Source organism: Acinetobacter sp. AND/436 (assembly GCF_049546925.1).
GTDB lineage: Bacteria > Pseudomonadota > Gammaproteobacteria > Pseudomonadales > Moraxellaceae > Acinetobacter > Acinetobacter indicus.
This window is the reverse complement of record NZ_JBMXBO010000004.1, coordinates 186,065-205,778: the sequence shown is the minus strand read 5'-3', so window position 1 is coordinate 205,778 and position 19,714 is coordinate 186,065. Positions and strand designations below refer to the sequence as shown.

The following is a 19,714-nucleotide window of genomic DNA, read 5'->3' as shown; positions in this document are numbered from 1 at the left end:
ATTCGTAAGACGACTAAGGGTGTTAAAGCCCTTTTTCGCAGTACCAATGAAGCGTCAAAAGAGATGTGTGCAACTTAGGTTGCACTACGGAAACTCGGTTGCTTTAGCTCCGAGTAGTTCATTATCTGGATCATAATAATCTTGAAACAAATTTAGAATTTGACAGTGGATTTAATACCAGCCTTGCCTCCATCGATCCTGATTACAGGGAACGAGTGATCCCCTTAACCGCTGAAAGTATCGTAGAGGTCTATCTCGTATCTGGCGTAGATTTGGCTGTTTCTAAATTGGCACGCTTGTCTGACAGAGACATCGAAGATATTCAAGCATTATATGCAAGAAACAAGTTTTCGCTTGAGCAGTTCAAAGAAATAGCAAATAATGCTAAAGACTATTACGTTACACCTGAGCAATTCGATTCTAATATTCAATATATGATTTCGCTTCTTTCAGACCTGGGAGATTGACACAATGAATCAGCTGGAATTTGAGCATGCTTTAAAAGCACTGTTAAAGCAGCCATTGAATTCTGCAACATTCGAGCAGGTTAAACCCGTTGCTGAAGCATTATTATATTCAGAACTACTACCTGCTGTGAGTTCCAGTTTAAACCCCTTAGAAAAGCGCCGACTGTTTTTTCTATTAGAAAAATTCCGCAGATACTCATGCTCAAGTGTTTCTAGACGCCAACAACTTAAAGCACTCTCCCAAGCCTTGAATGTCGTTCCATTGCCGAGCACTCATGATACAAGAAGATTAGTTGACCCTCTGGCAAAACGTGTAGGCCTCAATGAAGATTTAAATCATTTAAAACCTCAATTACTGACCTTACAAACACGCCACTACTCACTTTACAGTTAATTCTCTCCTCCTTCTCTTAAGTACCACTATTCTATAGGTCATACCTATAGGCTTTTCCTTCCATATTCCCTATACTCAAACTGAAAACACTCAACAAGAAAGAAGCTTATGAAACTTAAAACTTTAATTTTATCTGGTCTAACTTGCCTTTCTCTGGGTGCATGTACCTCTGCGCCAGTCATTCCACAACTACAAGCGGGGGTATTACAAGAAGTCCAAAATCTTGAGGTCTATCCAGACACCACGCATAACTCGGCCAAACTGACCAAGTTTATTGATAAATGCGTGATTGAATTTAGAGGGCAGCTCAAAGCCGGCCGCTCAATTGAACAATGGGCATTTAAAGGCAACACCCTCATTTCAGCCGGTTCAGCTACCTTTGCCCAAGATGGCACCAGCACCGCCCATAATTTTGACCTGCATGATGCCACGGTACAGAAAAACTTCCTGACCCTGCGCGATCATTTCCATAAAGATGCACTGGCGCAATGTAACTAAAAATTCAAGCATCATGCCTGCAAAAGGTATGGTGCTTTTCCACATTTCCTAGAAAAAATAAAAATAACCCGAAAAATAAATAGATTTTTCATCATTCAAATTATATCTGCTATACCAACTGGTATAAGACTTCGCAGCCAATCCCCGGTTTACAAAAATGCCTGAATTGTTAAGCAGTTGTAGCAAGATTGTGGATGTTTTTGCATAAAGCATATCGGCGCATATTTTTCTCCTTAAGATAGGCACCGCTCACAGCATTGCGTCTGTGGCACACATGCAAGGAAAATCCTATGAAGAAAACTCTCACAACAATATTCATGAGCAGCGCCCTACTCGCGACATCTTCACTGTATGCCGCGCCCGCACTTCAGGCCAATGTCAACGCATCGGCAGCTGTGCAGACGCCACAGGCTGGTGGACTTTTAAATAATGTAGTGCAAGGTACGCAGCAGACCTTACACAGCGCAGGCGAGCATGTCGGTCAAGGATTACATAGCGTAAAAACCACGACCCAGAACACCTGGCAAAACACCAAACAGTTCAGCAATGAAAAAGCCGAAGCCGGCAAAGAAAAAGCCGCAGATTTAAAACAGGCGGCCTATGAACGCTCAAGCGAACTGAAACAGTCTGCCGCCAAGAAAGCCGCAGCAGCCCGTGAACATGCCGCAGATCGTACGGAAAAAACCAAAAACAGCCTGAAACAGAAATCGGCACAGGTACAATTGCACAGCAATGCGCAGGTTGATGTCGATACGCCTGTGGCCAAAGCCAAAGTCAGCAGTAAAACCCATACCGCGGTTGGCGCTGCACAATAATCAAAATGAGAGAACCAAGCCTGCAACCCTGCGGGCTTTTTTAATTTTGTGGTTGAGTTTCAAGACAATTCAGCAGATGCTCAACACAGTAACAGGAATCTTCATGATTTCTTCATGCCTTCAGTTTAGGCTTAGGCTTTCCATTCTCTTTTAGCAGGGGTCATGATTATGCATAAAATGAAATCCGTATTGGCTGTTGGCCTTATGCTCATGGGCACTGCAGTCTGGGCACAAACTCCACCAGCAGAAGCGAATAGCAGCACCAAGCTCCAAGCCCCGATTCAACCTTATGCCGATAATCCGAATTTACTGCATGTCTGGGCCTATAAAGCACAGCAAGGTGTTTTAAACGCGGCAGATCGGGTTGGTGAAGTGGCAGAAAAAGGTGTGCAAAAAGTACGGCCTTCGGTGCATCAGGCCTGGGAAAATACCAAAACCTTAACCAGCAACACCACGCAACAGGCCAACCAGAAAATTCAGGACACCAAAGAAGCTTTAGGCGGCGCACCGCAACAGCCGGTACCAATTGTACAGGGCAGCTTGAGTCAGCCAGATACCGCTCAACCGGCGGCATCAGTACCTGCTGAAACCGGTTCAGGGGCCACCAGCTATGCCGTGACCGAACTTTAAGACGGGAGTGAGCGAGAGCCTCATCATCACTCGCCTTTTCATTCCACCCAAAAATACGGACCTGAATGCGTCCGTATTTTTTATTGCTTGATATCTGCTTAATTGACCTGACGGATCGGTTGGCCCTGCTGAAACGCGATCACGTTTTCTACCATTTGCTGCACAATCCGCTGCCGCGCATCTACACTGCCCCATGCACTATGCGGGGTTAAAATTAAATTGGGAATAGCTGGGTCTAACAGGATATTGCCCTGCTTGGGTGGCTCGACACTCAGCACATCCATCGCCGCACCGGCAATTTGTCCGGACTGTAAGGCTTCGGCCAGCGCCGCTTCATTGACAATACCGCCGCGGGCACAGTTAACTAAAAACGCGCTATGTTTCATGGCAGCAAACTCAGCCGGCCCGATTAAATCCCGGGTATCTTCGGTCAGTGGACAATGCAGGCTTAAAAAATCCACCTGCGGTAACAGCTCGGCAAAAGGCACCCGCGACGCAGATTGTGGCCGGTTGGCGAGAGCAGCAATTTTGACCTGCATGCCGAAGGCTTCGGCTAGCTTGGCCACTGCCTGCCCCAACTCACCATAACCGACAATGCCCAGCGTTTTTCCAGCCAGCTCGACAATTGGATAATCCAGCAGACAGAACTGGCTAGAACGCTGCCACTGGCCCTGTTGCACCGCCTGATAATAAGGCACAAAAGAAGTAGCCAGATTTAACATCAGCATTAAGGTATGTTGCGCCACTGCGGCCGTGCCATAACCCTGACAGTTACACACCACCACACCCTGGCGGCGAGCCTGTTCCAAATCGACATTATTGGTACCGGTGGCTGAAATCAGGATCAGTTTAAGCTGCGGGCATTGCTGTAATGTCGCGGCATCCAGCAAGACTTTATTGCTGATAATCACCTCGGCAGATTGCACCCGTGGCAGCAGCTCTGCAGGCGAAGTGGTTGGATACAGCGTTAACTGCTGCTGAAAGACAGCGTTTAAGTCTTCTAGCTGTAAATCATCCTGATCCAGCGAGGCAAAATCCAGAAATATGGCGTTCATGTGGTGCATCCTCTCATCATGGCGTGAAGAAATTAAAGCACACTTGTAGCGCTGCGCGTCAGTTCAAAAATGGGATGCCCACAAAAAAACGCCCATGAGTTCATGGGCGCTTGCTGTGATAATTGCGTAAAGAAAAGCGGATTTGCCGAATGACATAAATGGTTAAAGCCAATACCAATAACAGGCCACTGCCGAACACCATATAGGCTGAATAATGCACCGTTTGTGCCGAAGCAACGGACGGAACAGCCCAACCCAGCAGGCTCAGTACCACAACAGACAGAGGTCGAATGGTCATAACACTACCCTACTTTTATCCACTGGTTGTTTTACATCCATCTTCATCTTAGCCTGAATATAAAATAAAACAAGGACTTCGGGGTCAGTGCAGTTTTGGCTTACAGCACCACTTCGGGCTGGGTCACAAATTTGGCACTTTCCGGGCTATCATCGACAAATTCATTGCCGCCAAATTCATCACTACTTAAATTCAGCTGTTTATAACTCAGCACATAATAATCGCTGTATTTTTTAATCACGATGGGGTGCATACCGGCGCTGAGCTCATCCTGTTCCTGAAACAGTTTCATGACCTGACGATCATTCATGGCCACAATATAACGCTGGTCATTCAGCCAGATTTGTACCAGTCCATTGCCCTTGGCATAAATCGGAATCAGGAATTTATGGTTTAAGGCCACAGCACTGGCAGCATAGCTTTCGATCTTCTGGCTAATGACATTAAATACCAGCCCATGGCCAAAACAGTCCATCAGCTGGCGGCGGCTTTCCTGCGGCAGGTTAAACTGAATCCCGAGTTTATGCAGGTCATGCTGATCGACCTGTTTATTGCTGAGCAGCGAGCGAATCAGGTTCTGCTTGAGCTTGGCATCAAAAAAGCCGCTGTCCAGTTGCAGTTCGTTATTTTTCAGGATTTGCCCCAGCGCATGTTTGTGCCGTGGCAACAGGTTTTCAATCAGCTTGCGATAGTAGAACTTGCTGTTCTTTTTGACCTGACGCATCTTCTGGTAAAAATGTGCCGGATCAAAAGGATGGCTAAGAAAATCATTGAGCAAATCGGAACTGGCCAGCACCGCAATCGCATCATGTCCGGTAAACGGTAAATGCAGGGTCTGCAGCGAAGGCAGTACCGCCTGCAGTTTTAAATACTGGGCGCGGTCTTCGGCATAGTGCGGATCATAAATCACGATATATTCGCGCTCAGCCGAAACATCTTGGGGCTGAATACGCATGTCAGCATTGTGCTGCGGATGGAAGAACATATTGTAGCGCGTGTCCAGAATATCTTCCGGATCAATCGAATATTGCGGCACCAGTGCCACCACACGTTGCAAATCAAGCAGGTTGGAATATTTGATGGCCGCATAACCACCCATCGAACCGCCATAGCCAATACGCTGCTGAAACGGCGCAATGGTGGCGGCAATTTCATTCAGCATCGCGCGCATCGACTGTTCGGGAAACCAGGATTTCTCCTTTGGCATGATGCCAACCACATTATAGCCGTGTTTGCTCAATGACTTTTCAGCATTAATGGTCAGGCCTTTGGCGCGGGTAATTAAATCGCCAAAAGAAAAAATCAGCGCCTCTGAATGACCGGGCATCCAGATGACGCGGATATGATCGTCTTCAAAAATTATGTGTTTATCCATTCCCACACCAGAGCTGCACAGCCCTCTATCAAGATTCAAAATAACAAATAGACCGTATGCCGACGACTAAAAAGCGAATATGTTATTTTATAGATGCCCGGCAGATAAAAAAGCGCAAAATATGACACAATTCCTCCATCCTGCAGCAGAACAAGGCTTTTCCACAGCCGCCGAACTTTATCAACAGGTCCGACCAAGTTATCCACAAGCGCTGGTTGCATGGTTAAAAAACCAGCTCAAATCTGATGCCGCACCGGTCTGTGTCGACCTAGGTGCCGGTACCGGTAAATTCCTGCCGATTCTGCAACAGCTTAGCCCGCATGTGATTGCTGTTGAGCCGGTGGCCGAAATGCTGGCACAACTACAGCAACACTATCCTGATGTGCAAAGCATTCAAGCCTATAGTCATGCCCTGCCGCTGCCTGATGCCAGTGTCGATGCCGTCTGCTGCGCGCAGTCCTTTCACTGGTTTGCCAATCTTGAAACCCTGAACGAAATTTACCGGGTGCTGAAACCGGGTGGCCAGCTGTTGCTGATCTGGAATCAGCGTGACACCCGCATCGACTGGGTCAAAGCACTGGCCGACCATATAGCACCGCTGGAAGGCGATACCCCGCGTTTTCATAGCGGCCAATGGCGACAGGTCTTTTCGGCTGCGACCGGCTTTAACGCTAACGCAGAAGCTACTTTTCAGCAATGGCAAAGCGGTACAGTTGAACAGGTGGTGTCAAAACGCCTGCTTTCTACCAGTTTTATTGCCGCGCTGCCTGAACACCAGCAACAGCAGCTGAAACAGCAGTTCGAGCAGATGGTGCTGCAATATACAGGCAAACAGCCGCAGCAACAAATTGACTTTCCCTACCTGACCCATGTGTATAGCTTTACAAAAATTACAGAACAATAAGGATGAACCTGTCATGTCCAATCTGATCAAACCTTTATCTCTGGCCTGTCTGCTTGGCAGTGCACTGCTGCTGAGTGCCTGCGAGCGTAATCCGTCACCAGAACCGAAGCAGGAATTAAGCGCCGAAGATCAGGTGCTGCAGGAACTGAAAAGTGAGCCGGTACGCACTTTCCCGAAAACCGAGCAGGACTTTCATGACCTGCAGCTGCTAACCGACTATGAACAGCGCTTTGGCCAGATGAGTGAAGACATGGAAGTTGAACTAATGCAGATGCAGCAGCAAGGCACGCTGGATGATGTCTTTGCACGAAGCCGGCAAGGTGACAATATCCAGTCGGCCCTGAATATGCTGAAAGCGCTGGATTTAAAAACTGAACAGGGCCGCTATATTCAGGGTCTGATGTATGAATATTGGGATCATCAGGCCCAGCTGCATGCCCAGCAACCAGCTTCAGCTGCATCGGAGAGTGCACCAGACAGCGTTAAAGGTCTGGGGAAATTTATTCATGCCCAAGAGCAATTAGAACACTGGCGCGACCAGTATCCACAGCTCGAGCATTAAATGATATACACAACCTCAGGGCCCTAAATAGCCCTGATTTTTTACAGGCAGGATGTCTGTGAGTTTTACTGCCCTGTAGCGAGATAGGCATGTACACCTTCCCCAGCTGCCCGTCCGGTGGCAAAACAGGCCGTGAGCAAATAGCCGCCGGTGGGTGCATCCCAGTCCAGCATTTCACCGCAGCAAAATACTGCCGGATGATCCTTCAGCTGTAACTGCGGGCTGAAGGCACTGCGCTTGATTCCGCCGGCACAGCTAATCGCTTCTTCAATCGGGCGAAAACCCGTTAATTCAATCCGCAGCTGTTTCACCTGTGCCGCCAGTGCCTCCGGCTGATGCCATAAGCTTTTATCGACCAGTTCGCGCAGCAGACTGCTTTTGGCTGCATCTAAACCGGCTTTACGCCAGACATTGCTAAGCGACTGCTTTTTACTGGGGTGTAATTTTTTGGCCAGCTGCGCCTGCGACTGCTCGGGCAGTAAATCCAGAGAGAGCACCATGCGCTGCTGCTGTTTCAGCTGTGCACGTAAGGCCCGGCCCTGCTTATAAATCAGGCCACTTTCCAGTCCATAATGGGTCAGGACAATATCGCCGACACTGCGCGTATGCGGTTCCACCCAGGTCTCAACCCGTTTTAAAGGCTGACCAAACACTGGCTGCATAAAGCTGGACCACGGATACTCCACCCCGGCATTGCTGGCCTGAAATGGTTCAATCTGCTCTGGATGGAGCCAGTCCTGCCAGGCACCATCACTGCCTAATTGCGACCACGACAGCGCACCACAAGCCAGCACAATCGCATCAAATGCTTCACTGCGCAGTTGCCCATGTTTTAAGTCCAGAATCTGCAGCTGTTGCTGCTCAAGGCCTTTGACCTGCTGGCGGTAATGAAACTGCACCCCATTATCCGCCAGTCGTTTTAACCAGGCCCGTAATAACGGCGCAGCTTTCATCTCCACCGGAAATATCCGCCCGGATGAACCGACATAAGAGCGAATGCCCAAGCCTGCCATCCAGTCCTGAATCCAGCCAGCATCCCAGCGCTGAATCCACGGCGCCAGCCAGTCGGCCTGATCATAACGCTGAATAAACTGCGGCACTGCTTCGGCATGGGAAATATTTAACCCGGTTTTTCCGGCCATTAAAAACTTGCGTGCTGCCGAAGGCTTCTGCTCATAGACATGCAGGTTATAGCCATACTGGCTGAGCACCTCAGCCGCCATCAAGCCGGCCGGGCCTGCCCCGATAATGGCAATCCGCTTGGACATGCTTATTCTTCCACTGCCTGCGCTGGCGACTGGCCCTGAAGCGGCTGAAAATCGTCAAAACGGGTACGATAACCCTCCGGTTTGCGAATAATCAGTTGCTGGCACAATTCACCGCGCTGCAAATATTTAATTTCAAAATGGGTCCGGGCAGAATCGGCGGCAATCCGCTGTTTCTCAAACGGCAGTTTCCATAGCGCCAATAATTGCTGTTCAGCTTCGGCAATATATTCAGGGATATTACTGGCCAGGGTAATCTGTCCATTCGGTTGCAAACGTGACAGCAAAAACTCAAAAAATGGCATGTTCAGCCAGCGCTGGGCCGGATTATGCGGCTCCGGATTCGGATATAAAATAAAGCACTGCTCGACTTGCGCCGGATATAGCGCATGTACAATCCACGGTAAGGCATCGGCATGGACTGGCTGCAGATTGGCATGCGGTTCTAATCCATGCTGCTTTTGCATGGCCAGAAACTTTTCCCGGGTGCGCTCAATCGCATACAGGGTTTGCTCAGGATGTTGCCCACTGAACAACAGCGCGTGCTTGCCTTTGCCTGCACCAATTTCGATACAGACAGGAGTATTGGCAATGGCTTGAAAGTCACGCGGAGCATGCATACGCTGGGCTTGAAATTGACGAATGGGCATAATCAGATCAAACTTATAAAAAACCGCACAAGTCTATCAAGTGCAGCTGTTTTTGCCTAATCTAATCCGGGATTTTATCAGGAGACCCGCATGCCACGTACATTCCCTTGCCCACGTTGTGGTGAACCTTCTGTCTGGGAAGGCAATGAATTTCGCCCTTTCTGTTCCGAGCGTTGCAAGCTGATTGATTTGGGCGCCTGGGCCAGTGATGCATATCGCCTGCCGACTCAGGATGCACCCTCGGTAGATAACCCGGAAGACTAAAATGAGTTACGCGGTTTTACAAAAAGCCGCTTTTACTGGAAAGGTGTAATAAAAATCCTACACATTTAAAACTTCTTTGCGCAAACAGCGCACACATTTAAAAATTTTACTGCAAAACGTTACCCTATTCGCATTCGGTTCTTTTTTAAATGGCCTCGAGATTCTAATTATCGAGCCCTGTATGCCCACGCTCCTGAAAATTCTTTTTTTCGCCTTTCTGCTTGCCGCAATCTTAATGCTGGCGGTCGGTTTATATAGTCAGGATACGCTGCTGATTGGGGTGGCGGTATTATTTGCCTTAATGGCCTGGCTGGTGGGCATGGAAGCGAAAAAACAGCTGAATGACCCGTTTCGCAAATAAATGGCAATCAAAACGGCGCAATAAAAAAGTCAGCACTGTGCTGACTTTGGTTAGGGTGAAATTTGCAGATTAACCGGCCTGCCCCGCCACAAAAGGATTGTGCTGTTTTTCAAAACCAATGGTACTGATCGGACCATGCCCTGAAATAAACTGGGTTTCATCGGGCAGGCTAAAACATTCACGCTGGATTGAATCCAGTAATTGCTGATGATTCCCTCGCGGGAAATCTGTCCGGCCAATCGAGCCTTTAAACAGCACATCACCGGTCCAGAGCAAACCGTAATTGGCATTATAGAACATCACATGACCTGGGGTATGTCCCGGCGCAAAACGCACTTCAAACTGTTCATTGCCCAGCTGCAGCTGCTCACCACCTTCCAGCCACTGATCCACCTCGACCTTTTCAGGAATCGGGAAACCATAACGCGCCGATACTTCCTGAATCATATCCAGCCAGAATGCATCTTCCTTATGCGGGCCAATGACCGGCACATCCCAGCGTTTTTTTAAGGCACCGACAGCACCAGCATGATCCAGATGGCCATGAGTTAACCATAAGGCTTTCACAGTTAAGCCCAGTGCTTCAACTTCTGCCTGCAGCTTGTCCGGTTCGCCGCCCGCATCAATCAAAATGGCCTCTTTGCTTTCTGCATCCCAGACGATGGAACAATTTTGGGCAAATGCCGTGACCGGCACAATTTTGACTTGTAACATGGGTTAAGCGTCCTGTTGAAAATGGGCAAAAGTCTGTTTCAGCGCATCCAGATTAGCCTGAAGCAAGGCATTCAGCAATTGTAAATGATCGTCCCGCTGGTTGAGCGCCGGAATATAGGCATAGTGTTCCCCGCCCGCCTGCTGAAAAATCTCGGCATTTTGTATCGCCAGTTCTTCCAGGGTTTCCAGACAGTCGGCAGAAAATGCCGGACTCATGATCTGAACCGATTTAACTCCCTGCTGGCCCCATTCTTCGAGCAGCACATCGGTATAGGGCTTGACCCATTCTTGCTTGCCAAAACGTGACTGGAAGCTGATCGCCCACTGATCCTCATTTAAACCCAGCGCCTGCGCCACCAGTTGAGCGGTTGTGCGACTGCGCTCGGCATACGGGTCGCCTTTATCGGCATACGGCTGTGGAATACCGTGAAATGACATCAGCAGTTTTTCCGCCGGACCATGCTCGGCCTGAAATTCGCGCACACTCTGCGCCAAAGCCTGAATATACAAAGGATGCTGATAATAATCGCGGATAATGCTCAGCCCCGGCAAATTGCGCTGCTGCGGAATCCATTTGGCTATAGCATCATATAGCGGCGCGGTGGAAGTTGCGGAATATTGAGGGAATAGCGGCAGGACAAGGAGATGATCTTGCGGCTGCTGGGCCAGCTTTGCCAGCAAAGCGTCGATGCCCGGGTTGCCATAGGTCATGGCTGGCACAATATTCAGCTCAAATTCCGGGTAGAGCGGAGTTAAGGTCTGTCTGATGGCATCAACCTGCGCCTGCAAAATTTCGCGCATAGGCGAATCCTGATTCCAGACCATGGCATAAGCATGTGCCACGCGTTTGGGGCGAAACGGTAAAATAAACAGCCTTAAAATGATTTGCCACAGCAGTTTGGGAATTTCAATCACCCGCTGATCAGACAGGAACTGTTTCAGAAAACGTCGTACCGCGGGCACAGTCGGTGCATCCGGTGTGCCCAAATTGGCCAGAATAATGGTGATTTTCGGTTTCGCAACAACAGACATTAGGCTCTCAGGAATCATCAGGGAACGCGTTTACTTTAACAGCTTTCCCGTCTGTTACTAAATGAATTAATACGTCGATTTATATTGAAAAACACGATCATTATCAAGCAGGTTACTGTCCAGCAACTTCTGCCCTTTGGCTGTAGTCTGCCATAGCATACGCTGGCGTTCATCCCGGCCGGCCTGCACAATCCAGTCATTCTGGCGCATCTGCATTTTAATGGTATGCAAGGCACGAATATTGATTTGCGCCCGTGCCACCGCATGCGCCCGTGGCATTTCACGCCGCGCATCAGTCAGGCCGGTATCATTTAAATATTCATTCATGCGTTTGGAAAAATATTCTTCCGGGGTCGGATGAATAAAGGTCGAGCCTAAAATACTGAACAGCTGCGCCCAGGTCAGCTGTTTTTGTACTTTCAGTTCTTTAAAATTACCATCCTGATAGGCATGCATCCGGTATTCAAACTGGAAAGCTTCATGCATGGATACTTTGGGCAGGCTTAAAAACGGATCGGCTTCGGTCTTGCCGAGTTCATTTTTTAACTGGGCCACTTTGGCCTGTAGCTGCTCGATTTCATCATGCAGGGCCTGGGTATTTTGCGGACGCACCCAACCCACCACCGGATAACGCTCCAGCATTTGCGGCATATTAAAGCGTACTGCCAGCTCCAGATCACGCAAGCTGCGATAGCAAAACACCTGATCAACTTCCTGCTGCAACAGGCGACGGAATTCTTTAAATTTTTCCCGCAGTTCAGGTTTGGCATCCTGCAAGCTGGCATCACGTGAATCCGGGTCTTCATGCATAAACACAATCATCGGTTTCTGCTTGGTGACCGCGTAAATATATTCCAGATGCATATAGCCCACACCCGATACCGACTGCTCGCCATACTGGCTGCCCAATAACAGCACCACATAATCGCAGTCATCAATCTGACGACGGGCAAATGCCGTACTCAATGGCGTACGCTGCTCCAAGCCCCAGGAAAAGAAGCCCATTCCCACCAAGGTCTGTGTCAATACCATGCGTTCCGGCTGCATCTCTGAACCGGACGTAGAGATAAATACCTGATAGCGTTTATCGAGCATTGGCTCTCCTTCCTTCCCTCAATAGCTGAAGCGCCCAATGGGCATCAGTATTGTTCCCCAATCAAAAAATAAGTCATGCTGAAGCAATCATGTTGCTTTCTTTATGGAGCTGGCTTAGCGTGGCAGATTGGAAATTTTCCAGCGGATCTGCTCAGGCATCAGATGCCCGACAATCGGTTGTAAATGTTCAGCATTTTGACCGCTGACATAACAATGAATCTGCACCTGATCGGCTCGGCTCTGTTCAAATAATAACTCATTTTTCGTTAAAATGCGGGAAGTTTGACGCGCAACGGCAGTTCCTGAGTCAATTAATGTCAATTTCTGACCAAAAATAGACTGAATCGCAGTTTTTAAGAAGGGATAATGGGTACACCCCAGCACCAGATGATCTGCGCCAGCATCCACCACTGGCTGTAGCAGTTCACTTAAAGTAGTTAAACAGGCCGTGCTCATTTGTGCTCCGCTTTCCACAAAAGGCACCAGTTCAAGCGAAGTTAAAGGAATCACCTTGACCTCAGCCGGCAAGGCAAAACGCTGAATCACGTCTTTAATTAGCTGGCCACGAAAGGTCGCCGGTGTCGCCAGCACAGCCACGGTTTTGGTTTTGCTCTGCAGTACCGCCGGTTTTAAGGCTGGGACCAAACCAACAATCGGGAAATCTTCCCCATAATGCGCACGCAGATAATCCAGGCTAAAGGCCGAAGCAGTATTGCAGGCCACCACTGCAATTTTACAGCCCTGCCGATACAGCCACTCGATAGCCTGAGCGGTCAGTTCGCGAATTTCCTGATCATCACGCGGACCATAAGGCACATGCGCCGTGTCGGCATAATAAACAATCTGTTCATTGGGCAAATGCTGGGCAATTTCCAGCGCCACCGACAAGCCGCCAATGCCTGAATCAAAAATCCCGATTGGCGCATCCGCCTGCGCTCTGGTCATAGGGTGCAACAAAGGAGCAAGGGGATGAATGGCGGTCATGGCAGCGGAATGAGCAGTTTGAAATAGGATGGCTCAAGCTTAAACCTCAGGTGCCTAATTGCAATAGCAAATCACCACTTTTCAGGCTTAAAATCGCATCGCCTTCGGCATTTTCCTGCAAGCTGCCCAGCTCGACCAGATGAAAAAAAGCCGCGCGCTGGATCAGGGCATTTAGGCCAAAACGCACATGCACATAGGGACGCAACTCCCCTTCATATTCACGCATAAAGATCGGATGCTGCTCATCGACAATCACCAGGTCCTGGGTGGTAGTGGTCAGTTGCAGATAGGTCTTGCCTTCAATATCAACCTGATCTACCTGATTGACAAATAAAGGCTCATCTTCCACCTCAATTTCAATCTGCTCGACCGGGGTTTTTAAATAGAACGTGTGACCTTCTTTCCAGAGTACGGTAGAAAACAGCTCAATTAATGACTGGCGCTTCACCAATTGACCTTCGTGCCACCATTCTCCATTGGCTTTTACCGTTAAATCCATTTTGCCACAATGCTTTGGATGCCATTGCTCCAAAGGGGGAATTGACCTTTTGTGACCGGGCTGTGCATCTTTTAAGTATTGCGCAATGCCCATTAAATTTTTATCATCAGAAAATGCTACTTTTTTCGTCGGATTTGGTTCATTGTGCTCATTGTTCATCATTGAATACCCTGCTGACGGAAAAATAATATGATTCAGCCAATTGGCTAGACCAAGGTTTAAAACTATACTAGCCCACAATATAAAAGACACGATAGCAAATTTGTGTCTAGGAACTAAGAACACTCATGGCAGCACCGGATTCTGAGATGACGGTTGCCACCTTCTAGTATTATGAGGAGTCCTACATGGAACACATCGAACGTGAATCGATGGAGTTTGACGTAGTTATCGTAGGTGCTGGCCCTGCGGGTCTGTCTGCGGCGATTAAAATCCGTCAACTTGCAATTGAAAATAACCTGAATGATCTGTCCGTTTGTGTCGTAGAAAAAGGCTCCGAAGTCGGTGCGCACATCTTGTCAGGTGCGGTGCTGGAACCACGTGCCATCAATGAGCTGTTCCCGAACTGGAAAGAAGAAGGTGCACCGTTAAATGTACCGGTGACAGAAGATAAAACGTTCTTCCTGCTGTCTGAAACCACATCAAAAGAAGCACCACACTGGATGGTGCCAAAAACCATGCACAACAATGGCAACTATGTCATTTCACTGGGCAACGTGGTGCGCTGGTTAGGCCAGAAAGCCGAAGAACTGGAAGTGTCTATTTTCCCGGGCTTTGCGGCGTCTGAAATCCTGTACCATGAAGATGGCACAGTAAAAGGTATTCAAACCGGTGATATGGGCATTGGTAAAGATGGTGAACCGACCCACAACTTTGCCCCAGGTTATGAACTGCATGCCAAATACACCCTGTTTGCTGAAGGCTGTCGTGGTCACTTAGGCAAACGCCTGATCCAGAAATTTAATCTGGACAAAGATGCCGACCCTCAACACTACGGTATCGGCATTAAAGAGCTGTGGGAAATTGATCCGGCCAAACATAAACCAGGTCTGGTGATGCACGGTGCCGGCTGGCCATTGTCTGAAACCGGTTCTTCCGGCGGCTGGTGGCTCTACCACGCGGAAAACAACCAGGTCACGCTGGGGATGATCGTCGATCTGTCTTATGAAAATCCGCATATGTATCCATTTATGGAAATGCAGCGCTGGAAGACTCATCCTCTGATTAAGCAATACTTGGAAGGCGGTAAGCGTATTTCTTATGGTGCGCGTGCCGTAACCAAAGGTGGCTTTAACTCGCTGCCTAAATTCACTTTCCCGGGTGGTTCTTTAATTGGTGATGATGCAGGCTTCCTGAACTTTGCCAAAATCAAAGGCTCTCATACCGCAATGAAATCCGGCATGCTCTGTGGTGAGGCAGTCTTTGAAGCGATTGCTGCTGGTGTCGAAAAAGGTGGTGACTTGGCGATTGCCCGCGTGACTGAGGGTGAAGATTTCTTTGTAAAAGAATTAACCTCTTACACTGAGAAGTTCAACAACAGCTGGCTAAAAGAAGAGCTTTACAACGCGCGTAACTTTGGCCCGGCAATGCACAAGTTTGGTCAATGGTTTGGTGGTGCGTTTAACTTTATCGACCAGAACATCTTTAAAGTGCCATTTACCCTGCATGATTTAGTGCCTGACTTCAGCGCACTGAAAACCGTAGATGCGGTAAGCTTTAAGCCGAACTATCCAAAACCGGATGGCAAGCTGACCTTTGACCGTTTGTCTTCGGTGTTTGTATCCAATACCGTACATGAAGAAAACCAGCCAGCGCACCTGAAACTAACCAATGCGTCGATTCCAGTCGATGTGAACTTGCCTAAATGGGATGAGCCGGCACAGCGCTACTGCCCTGCGGGTGTGTATGAAATTATGGAAAATGATGATGGTTCCAAGCGCTTCCAGATTAACGCAGCCAACTGCGTACACTGCAAGACCTGTGACATTAAAGATCCATCACAGAACATCACCTGGGTAACACCGGAAGGTGGTGGTGGTCCAAACTATCCAAATATGTAATCTCGATTGAGATCAAAATAAACCCGCGTAAGCGGGTTTATTTTTTCTTTCTTAGATAAATCCAACTCAATAATTATAGCTATTTTTGTTATTTAAGTAAAAATATATACTAAAGTTATAGTAAGCCGTTCATGACTGAGTTTATTCTTCCCCATCAAACTGCCAATACACATCTCCCCAATCACTTTCAAAATCAGGGAAAATATCTCCGTGTTTAAAATATTGGCGTGAGTTTTCTTTGGCAAATGTATACCAGTAACCTGCGTGTGGGCAGGGTTCTCCAGCGAGTACAATATCAATTCTTTCTGGTTCTTGAGCTTCGACTTCCACTCGTTTTAATTCAGGCCATGTACTGTCTTTATCAAATCGAGCAATCCATTGTTTCGCACTTACTACATCAAAACGTGGGTTTGGATCATCTGACCATGCATCTAAGGTCGTAAGTTTTAAGTTATCACAACGTATCGGTTTAATTAGCTCATTTGCCAACACCAATAGATCAGGGACATCTTCTTCAACTGGATAAAGTGAGAGCTCACCCAAACGAATCCAAAGACTATATTGAGTCGGATTGTTCGAATCCTCTATTTTAGTTATTTCAATACGTGGATCATTGAGTTTTTCGCGAATTTGCTCTTCACTTAAACCTAACTTTTCTAGCCAATAGGGCGAAAGGGCTTTGTTGCACAAAGATTTCATAACTATATGATTTTAAAAGTTTTGATTATTTTTTGATCCAAAATTAAATTTATTTAAATCAGATGCTTACATATTTATGCAACAAAGCCACTATCCGATAAAAAGCATGGCCTTTAAAACCGCGGCATTGTCGGAGGATGACCTAGCCTTTTTTGACCAGATAATGAAATTCTTTATTGCCAGCAGCATCCAGCACTTCTTCCTGTAACAGCAGCTCATGGCCCAAATGCATACAGAATTTTGGAATATCCCACGAAGTAGAATTGTCGGTGGCAAAAATCTCCACCACATCGCCCGATTTAGATTTACGAATGGCTTGATGCAACATCATCACTGGTTCAGGGCAACGCAGACCGCGCGTATTTAGCTGAATGGCAGGGGTAATGGATGAATCAGACATAATAAAACTCGGCGAGATACAATTTTTCTATTCTAACACAAAGCCAGCAAAACCACTGATGCTGCAAGCTGGCTTTATCCGCCTGATAAATCATCAAATTCATTGTTTCAGCGAAAGTCGATAAACAATAGACAACTGTATTTTCTGCGGTATGATTAAATCAAGTTTTTTAGATACAACGAGTCTTTAGGAAGGATCATGCACGAGGAATCAGGCCCATCGTGGGGTATGCGTGGCTTACGTAAATGGTTAGGTACTGCACCGGAAACCCGCGATGAATTGCTAAAATTAGTACAAGATTCACGTCGTTTTTTAGAACCCGATACTGTGGCAATGCTGGAAGGTGTGCTGGATTTGCCGGCCACCAAAATCCGTGAGGTTATGACCCCGCGCACTTCCATGATCAGCTTGCAGGAAGATGATGAGCTGCTGGATATTCTGCATGTACTGGTCGAGTCGGCCCATTCACGCTTTCCGGTCTTCTCTTCAGACCAGCCTGACAATGTAGTGGGGATTCTGCTGGCCAAAGACTTGTTACCCTTTCTGACCGAACCAACGCCGAAGGTCGATATCCGGGCACTGATGCGTCAGCCACTGTTTGTGCCAGAAAGTGCGCGTTCCGATCAGGTCCTGCGTATGCTGAAAAATACCCAGACCCATATTGCCATTGTAATTGATGAATATGGCAGCACTTCAGGACTGGTAACCCTAGAAGATATTCTGGAAGAAATTGTTGGTGAAATTGAAGATGAGCATGATCAGGCCGATGCCGAAGCACAATACATTGTGCCCGATCATGATCCGCAGACCGCCAACACCTGGCTGGTACAGGCACTTACACCAATTGAACACTTTAACAATGTTTTAGATGCTGATTTTTCTGACGATGAAGTAGAAACTGTCGGCGGTTTACTGCTTCAGGAAATTGGATTGGTGAGTGATCTGCAAGGTCAAATTATTGAAATTGGGGATTGGCAGTTTAAGATTCTTGAAGCAGATGCACGCACTATTCATCTGATTCGAGCTGTACGTCAATGAGGACTTATTTCACCAAGCTGTTAGATTCATCCCAACAACACAAACAGCTCCCGCTAGTTTATCCCCTGCTGATTGCCTTAATCGCAGGTGCCATTTTCAGTTTTGCCCTGGCACCGTATTATTACTGGTGGATTGCCCTGCTGTCTCCGGCCTTGCTTTATGCAGTTTTACGTCAGCGCTCTGCCAAACAGGCCTTTTTTATTGGCTGGGCCTACGGTATTGGCCTGTGGTTTGTCGGTGCCTTCTGGCTATATACCTCCATTCATGTCTATGGAGATACCCCGGCCATTTTAAGCGTGCTGATGATTGCGATTATGGCCTTGGCCATGGGGCTATTTACCGCCATTCAAACCTGGCTGTATCGCCGCTTCTTCCCGGAAACGCCGCTAACTTTTGCGCCGCTGTGGGTGTTCTTTGAATGGGCCAAAACCTGGGTATTTACCGGTTTCCCGTGGCTATTTGTCGGCTATGCCTTTACTGAGCGTTTTCTGGACAGCTATGCGCCCTTATTCGGGGTGTTCGGAGTGTCGTTTGTGGCCATTATTCTGGCCTGTGCGCTGGTGGAAATTCTGAATAAACGCATCTTCTGGCTGGTGCCGTCATTGCTGCTCCTGGCCGGCGCTTGGGGTGCTTCCCAGCTCAACTTTGTCAGCGAGAAAGATGAACCGCCGCTGTCCGTATCCTTGATTCAGGGCAATATTCCGCAAGACCTGAAATGGCTGACCGAATATCAACTGAAAACCCTGTTAATCTACAGCGAACTGACCCGCACCGAATGGGGCCGCGACCTGATTGTCTGGCCGGAATCTTCCATTCCAATGTTCCAGACCGATATCGAACCGTTTTTAGCGGCCATGAAAACCGAGGCGGAAAAAACGGGAAGTGCCTGGGTCACCGGCATTCCGTATTGGGACCTGCCTGAATCGCAGCAAAATGGCCAGCCGATGTACTACAACAGTATTATGGCCACCGGTACAGATTCAGAAGGCTTATACAAGAAACAGCGCCTGGTGCCATTTGGTGAATATATTCCTTTATCCGGCCTGTTAAGCTGGGTCTTGCCGGCCTTGCAGAATGATCCATCCATGAGTGGTTTTTCGCGCGGTGCCAAAGAGCAAAAACCGCTGATGATTCATAACTCACCGTTGGGTGCAGCCATCTGTTATGAAGTGGCCTATCCGAATCTGACCCGTCGTAATGCCAGCCAGAGTGATTTTCTGGTGACTGTGTCCAATGATGCCTGGTTTACCGGTACAGCCGGCCCGTGGCAGCATTTACAGATGGTGCAGATGCGTGCCAAAGAAAATGGCCGCTGGTTTATTCGGGCCACCAATACCGGTGTGACCGCCTTTATTGACCATCAGGGCCATATTGTGCAGCAGGCTCCAATTGATCAGGAAGCAGTGCTGCGCGGTGAGTTACCGGCAATGCAGGGCCAGACCTTGTATACCCGCCTTAGTGATTGGCCGGTGCTGATCTTCTCCTTCCTGTTGCTGATTTTGGGCTGGATCTATCGTCCACGTAAGGTCGATGTCAGCTTTAAGTCGAGAAGATAATTCGCCTATGAAGTCCCCCTTTATCAAAGGGGGGTTAAGGGGATTAACTTTATAAATCCCTCCCTTGCGAAGCAGTGCTTCTCACCCTTTGTAAAAGGG

General features: G+C 48.0%; 23 protein-coding genes and 1 pseudogene. 12 read left to right on the top strand and 12 right to left on the bottom strand.

Annotation, left to right across the window (positions count from 1 at the left end; translation table 11 throughout):
- Positions 1-125: 125 nt before the first annotated feature.
- The 5 genes from ACPEPR_RS05525 to ACPEPR_RS05505 all read left to right on the top strand — a co-directional run bounded on the left by ACPEPR_RS05525 (position 126) and on the right by ACPEPR_RS05505 (position 2,804).
- Positions 126-467 (top strand): DUF6036 family nucleotidyltransferase, encoded by a 342-nt coding sequence (locus ACPEPR_RS05525; RefSeq protein WP_228288773.1) that lies wholly within the window; start codon positions 126-128, stop codon positions 465-467.
- A gap of 4 nt (positions 468-471) precedes the next feature.
- Positions 472-861 carry a hypothetical protein gene (locus tag ACPEPR_RS05520; protein ID WP_005181943.1) on the top strand — a complete coding sequence of 130 codons (390 nt, stop codon included), beginning with the start codon at positions 472-474 and terminating at the stop codon, positions 859-861.
- Between the two features lie 108 nt (positions 862-969).
- Entirely contained in the window at positions 970-1,359 is a 390-nt protein-coding gene (locus tag ACPEPR_RS05515; protein WP_005181941.1) for a hypothetical protein, read from the top strand.
- A 290-nt stretch (positions 1,360-1,649) separates the two neighbouring features.
- Positions 1,650-2,174, top strand: coding sequence for a hypothetical protein (locus ACPEPR_RS05510; protein ID WP_005181937.1), 525 nt, complete (start codon positions 1,650-1,652; stop codon positions 2,172-2,174).
- A gap of 204 nt (positions 2,175-2,378) precedes the next feature.
- On the top strand, positions 2,379-2,804 hold the full coding sequence (locus ACPEPR_RS05505) for a hypothetical protein (protein WP_104470692.1): 426 nt from the start codon (positions 2,379-2,381) through the stop codon (positions 2,802-2,804).
- Between the two features lie 98 nt (positions 2,805-2,902).
- On the opposite strand, the gene ACPEPR_RS05500 is transcribed toward ACPEPR_RS05505, so the two are convergent.
- From ACPEPR_RS05500 to ACPEPR_RS05490, 3 genes are all read right to left on the bottom strand, one after another.
- Positions 2,903-3,859: a 2-hydroxyacid dehydrogenase gene (locus ACPEPR_RS05500; RefSeq protein WP_168398999.1), complete on the bottom strand. Its 957-nt coding sequence runs from the start codon at positions 3,857-3,859 to the stop codon at positions 2,903-2,905.
- Between the two features lie 100 nt (positions 3,860-3,959).
- Positions 3,960-4,157: a hypothetical protein gene (locus ACPEPR_RS05495; protein ID WP_005181929.1), complete on the bottom strand. Its 198-nt coding sequence runs from the start codon at positions 4,155-4,157 to the stop codon at positions 3,960-3,962.
- A gap of 100 nt (positions 4,158-4,257) precedes the next feature.
- Positions 4,258-5,532, bottom strand: a complete 1,275-nt coding sequence (locus ACPEPR_RS05490; RefSeq protein WP_016659613.1) for a hypothetical protein — start codon at positions 5,530-5,532, stop codon at positions 4,258-4,260.
- Positions 5,533-5,653: 121 nt separating this feature from the next.
- Between ACPEPR_RS05490 and ACPEPR_RS05485 the strand changes: the two genes are divergently transcribed.
- Together ACPEPR_RS05485 and ACPEPR_RS05480 are read left to right on the top strand one after the other, a co-directional pair.
- Positions 5,654-6,436: a class I SAM-dependent methyltransferase gene (locus ACPEPR_RS05485; protein WP_171526531.1), complete on the top strand. Its 783-nt coding sequence runs from the start codon at positions 5,654-5,656 to the stop codon at positions 6,434-6,436.
- Between the two features lie 13 nt (positions 6,437-6,449).
- A complete protein-coding gene (locus tag ACPEPR_RS05480; protein ID WP_168395838.1) occupies positions 6,450-6,998 on the top strand; it encodes a hypothetical protein in 549 nt (182 codons plus the stop codon).
- Positions 6,999-7,063: 65 nt separating this feature from the next.
- Here the strand turns inward: ACPEPR_RS05480 and ACPEPR_RS05475 are convergent, their stop codons facing one another.
- Both ACPEPR_RS05475 and ACPEPR_RS05470 read right to left on the bottom strand, forming a co-directional pair.
- On the bottom strand, positions 7,064-8,266 hold the full coding sequence (locus ACPEPR_RS05475) for a TIGR03862 family flavoprotein (protein ID WP_168399000.1): 1,203 nt from the start codon (positions 8,264-8,266) through the stop codon (positions 7,064-7,066).
- 2 nt (positions 8,267-8,268) lie between these two features.
- A complete protein-coding gene (locus tag ACPEPR_RS05470) occupies positions 8,269-8,919 on the bottom strand; it encodes an SAM-dependent methyltransferase (protein WP_171066723.1) in 651 nt (216 codons plus the stop codon).
- 84 nt (positions 8,920-9,003) lie between these two features.
- Here ACPEPR_RS05470 and ACPEPR_RS05465 point away from each other — a divergent pair, with 84 nt between their 5' ends.
- Both ACPEPR_RS05465 and ACPEPR_RS05460 read left to right on the top strand, forming a co-directional pair.
- Positions 9,004-9,177 (top strand): DNA gyrase inhibitor YacG, encoded by a 174-nt coding sequence (locus ACPEPR_RS05465; RefSeq protein ID WP_168399001.1) that lies wholly within the window; start codon positions 9,004-9,006, stop codon positions 9,175-9,177.
- 181 nt (positions 9,178-9,358) lie between these two features.
- Positions 9,359-9,538, top strand: coding sequence for a hypothetical protein (locus ACPEPR_RS05460; RefSeq protein WP_005181916.1), 180 nt, complete (start codon positions 9,359-9,361; stop codon positions 9,536-9,538).
- 69 nt (positions 9,539-9,607) lie between these two features.
- Here ACPEPR_RS05460 and ACPEPR_RS05455 read toward each other — a convergent pair whose 3' ends face one another.
- From ACPEPR_RS05455 to ACPEPR_RS05435, 5 genes are all read right to left on the bottom strand, one after another.
- The gene (locus ACPEPR_RS05455) at positions 9,608-10,252 is read right to left on the bottom strand and encodes an MBL fold metallo-hydrolase (protein ID WP_127800305.1); all 645 of its coding nucleotides are present in this window, start codon (positions 10,250-10,252) and stop codon (positions 9,608-9,610) included.
- A gap of 3 nt (positions 10,253-10,255) precedes the next feature.
- A complete protein-coding gene (hemH, locus tag ACPEPR_RS05450; protein WP_168383890.1) occupies positions 10,256-11,284 on the bottom strand; it encodes a ferrochelatase in 1,029 nt (342 codons plus the stop codon).
- 66 nt (positions 11,285-11,350) lie between these two features.
- Complete coding sequence (locus ACPEPR_RS05445) at positions 11,351-12,379, bottom strand: DUF4062 domain-containing protein (protein WP_127801785.1); 1,029 nt, start codon at positions 12,377-12,379, stop codon at positions 11,351-11,353.
- A gap of 114 nt (positions 12,380-12,493) precedes the next feature.
- A complete protein-coding gene (gene murI, locus ACPEPR_RS05440; protein WP_168397726.1) occupies positions 12,494-13,363 on the bottom strand; it encodes a glutamate racemase in 870 nt (289 codons plus the stop codon).
- A gap of 46 nt (positions 13,364-13,409) precedes the next feature.
- Positions 13,410-14,021 carry a DUF1285 domain-containing protein gene (locus tag ACPEPR_RS05435; protein ID WP_034598302.1) on the bottom strand — a complete coding sequence of 204 codons (612 nt, stop codon included), beginning with the start codon at positions 14,019-14,021 and terminating at the stop codon, positions 13,410-13,412.
- Positions 14,022-14,209: 188 nt separating this feature from the next.
- Here ACPEPR_RS05435 and ACPEPR_RS05430 point away from each other — a divergent pair, with 188 nt between their 5' ends.
- Positions 14,210-15,922, top strand: coding sequence for an electron transfer flavoprotein-ubiquinone oxidoreductase (locus ACPEPR_RS05430; protein ID WP_104472115.1), 1,713 nt, complete (start codon positions 14,210-14,212; stop codon positions 15,920-15,922).
- A 141-nt stretch (positions 15,923-16,063) separates the two neighbouring features.
- Here the strand turns inward: ACPEPR_RS05430 and ACPEPR_RS05425 are convergent.
- Both ACPEPR_RS05425 and tusA read right to left on the bottom strand, forming a co-directional pair.
- Positions 16,064-16,597, bottom strand: a pseudogene (locus ACPEPR_RS05425) (type VI immunity family protein); the annotation flags it as partial.
- A 166-nt stretch (positions 16,598-16,763) separates the two neighbouring features.
- Positions 16,764-17,021 (bottom strand): sulfurtransferase TusA, encoded by a 258-nt coding sequence (tusA, locus tag ACPEPR_RS05420; protein WP_005181880.1) that lies wholly within the window; start codon positions 17,019-17,021, stop codon positions 16,764-16,766.
- 198 nt (positions 17,022-17,219) lie between these two features.
- On the opposite strand from tusA, the gene ACPEPR_RS05415 reads away from it, so the two are divergent.
- Both ACPEPR_RS05415 and lnt read left to right on the top strand, forming a co-directional pair.
- Entirely contained in the window at positions 17,220-18,059 is an 840-nt protein-coding gene (locus ACPEPR_RS05415) for an HlyC/CorC family transporter (RefSeq protein ID WP_005181878.1), read from the top strand.
- Positions 18,056-19,615 carry an apolipoprotein N-acyltransferase gene (gene lnt / locus ACPEPR_RS05410; protein ID WP_168399002.1) on the top strand — a complete coding sequence of 520 codons (1,560 nt, stop codon included), beginning with the start codon at positions 18,056-18,058 and terminating at the stop codon, positions 19,613-19,615. Before ACPEPR_RS05415 ends, lnt begins: the two co-directional genes overlap by 4 nt.
- The last annotated feature ends 99 nt before the right edge of the window (positions 19,616-19,714 follow it).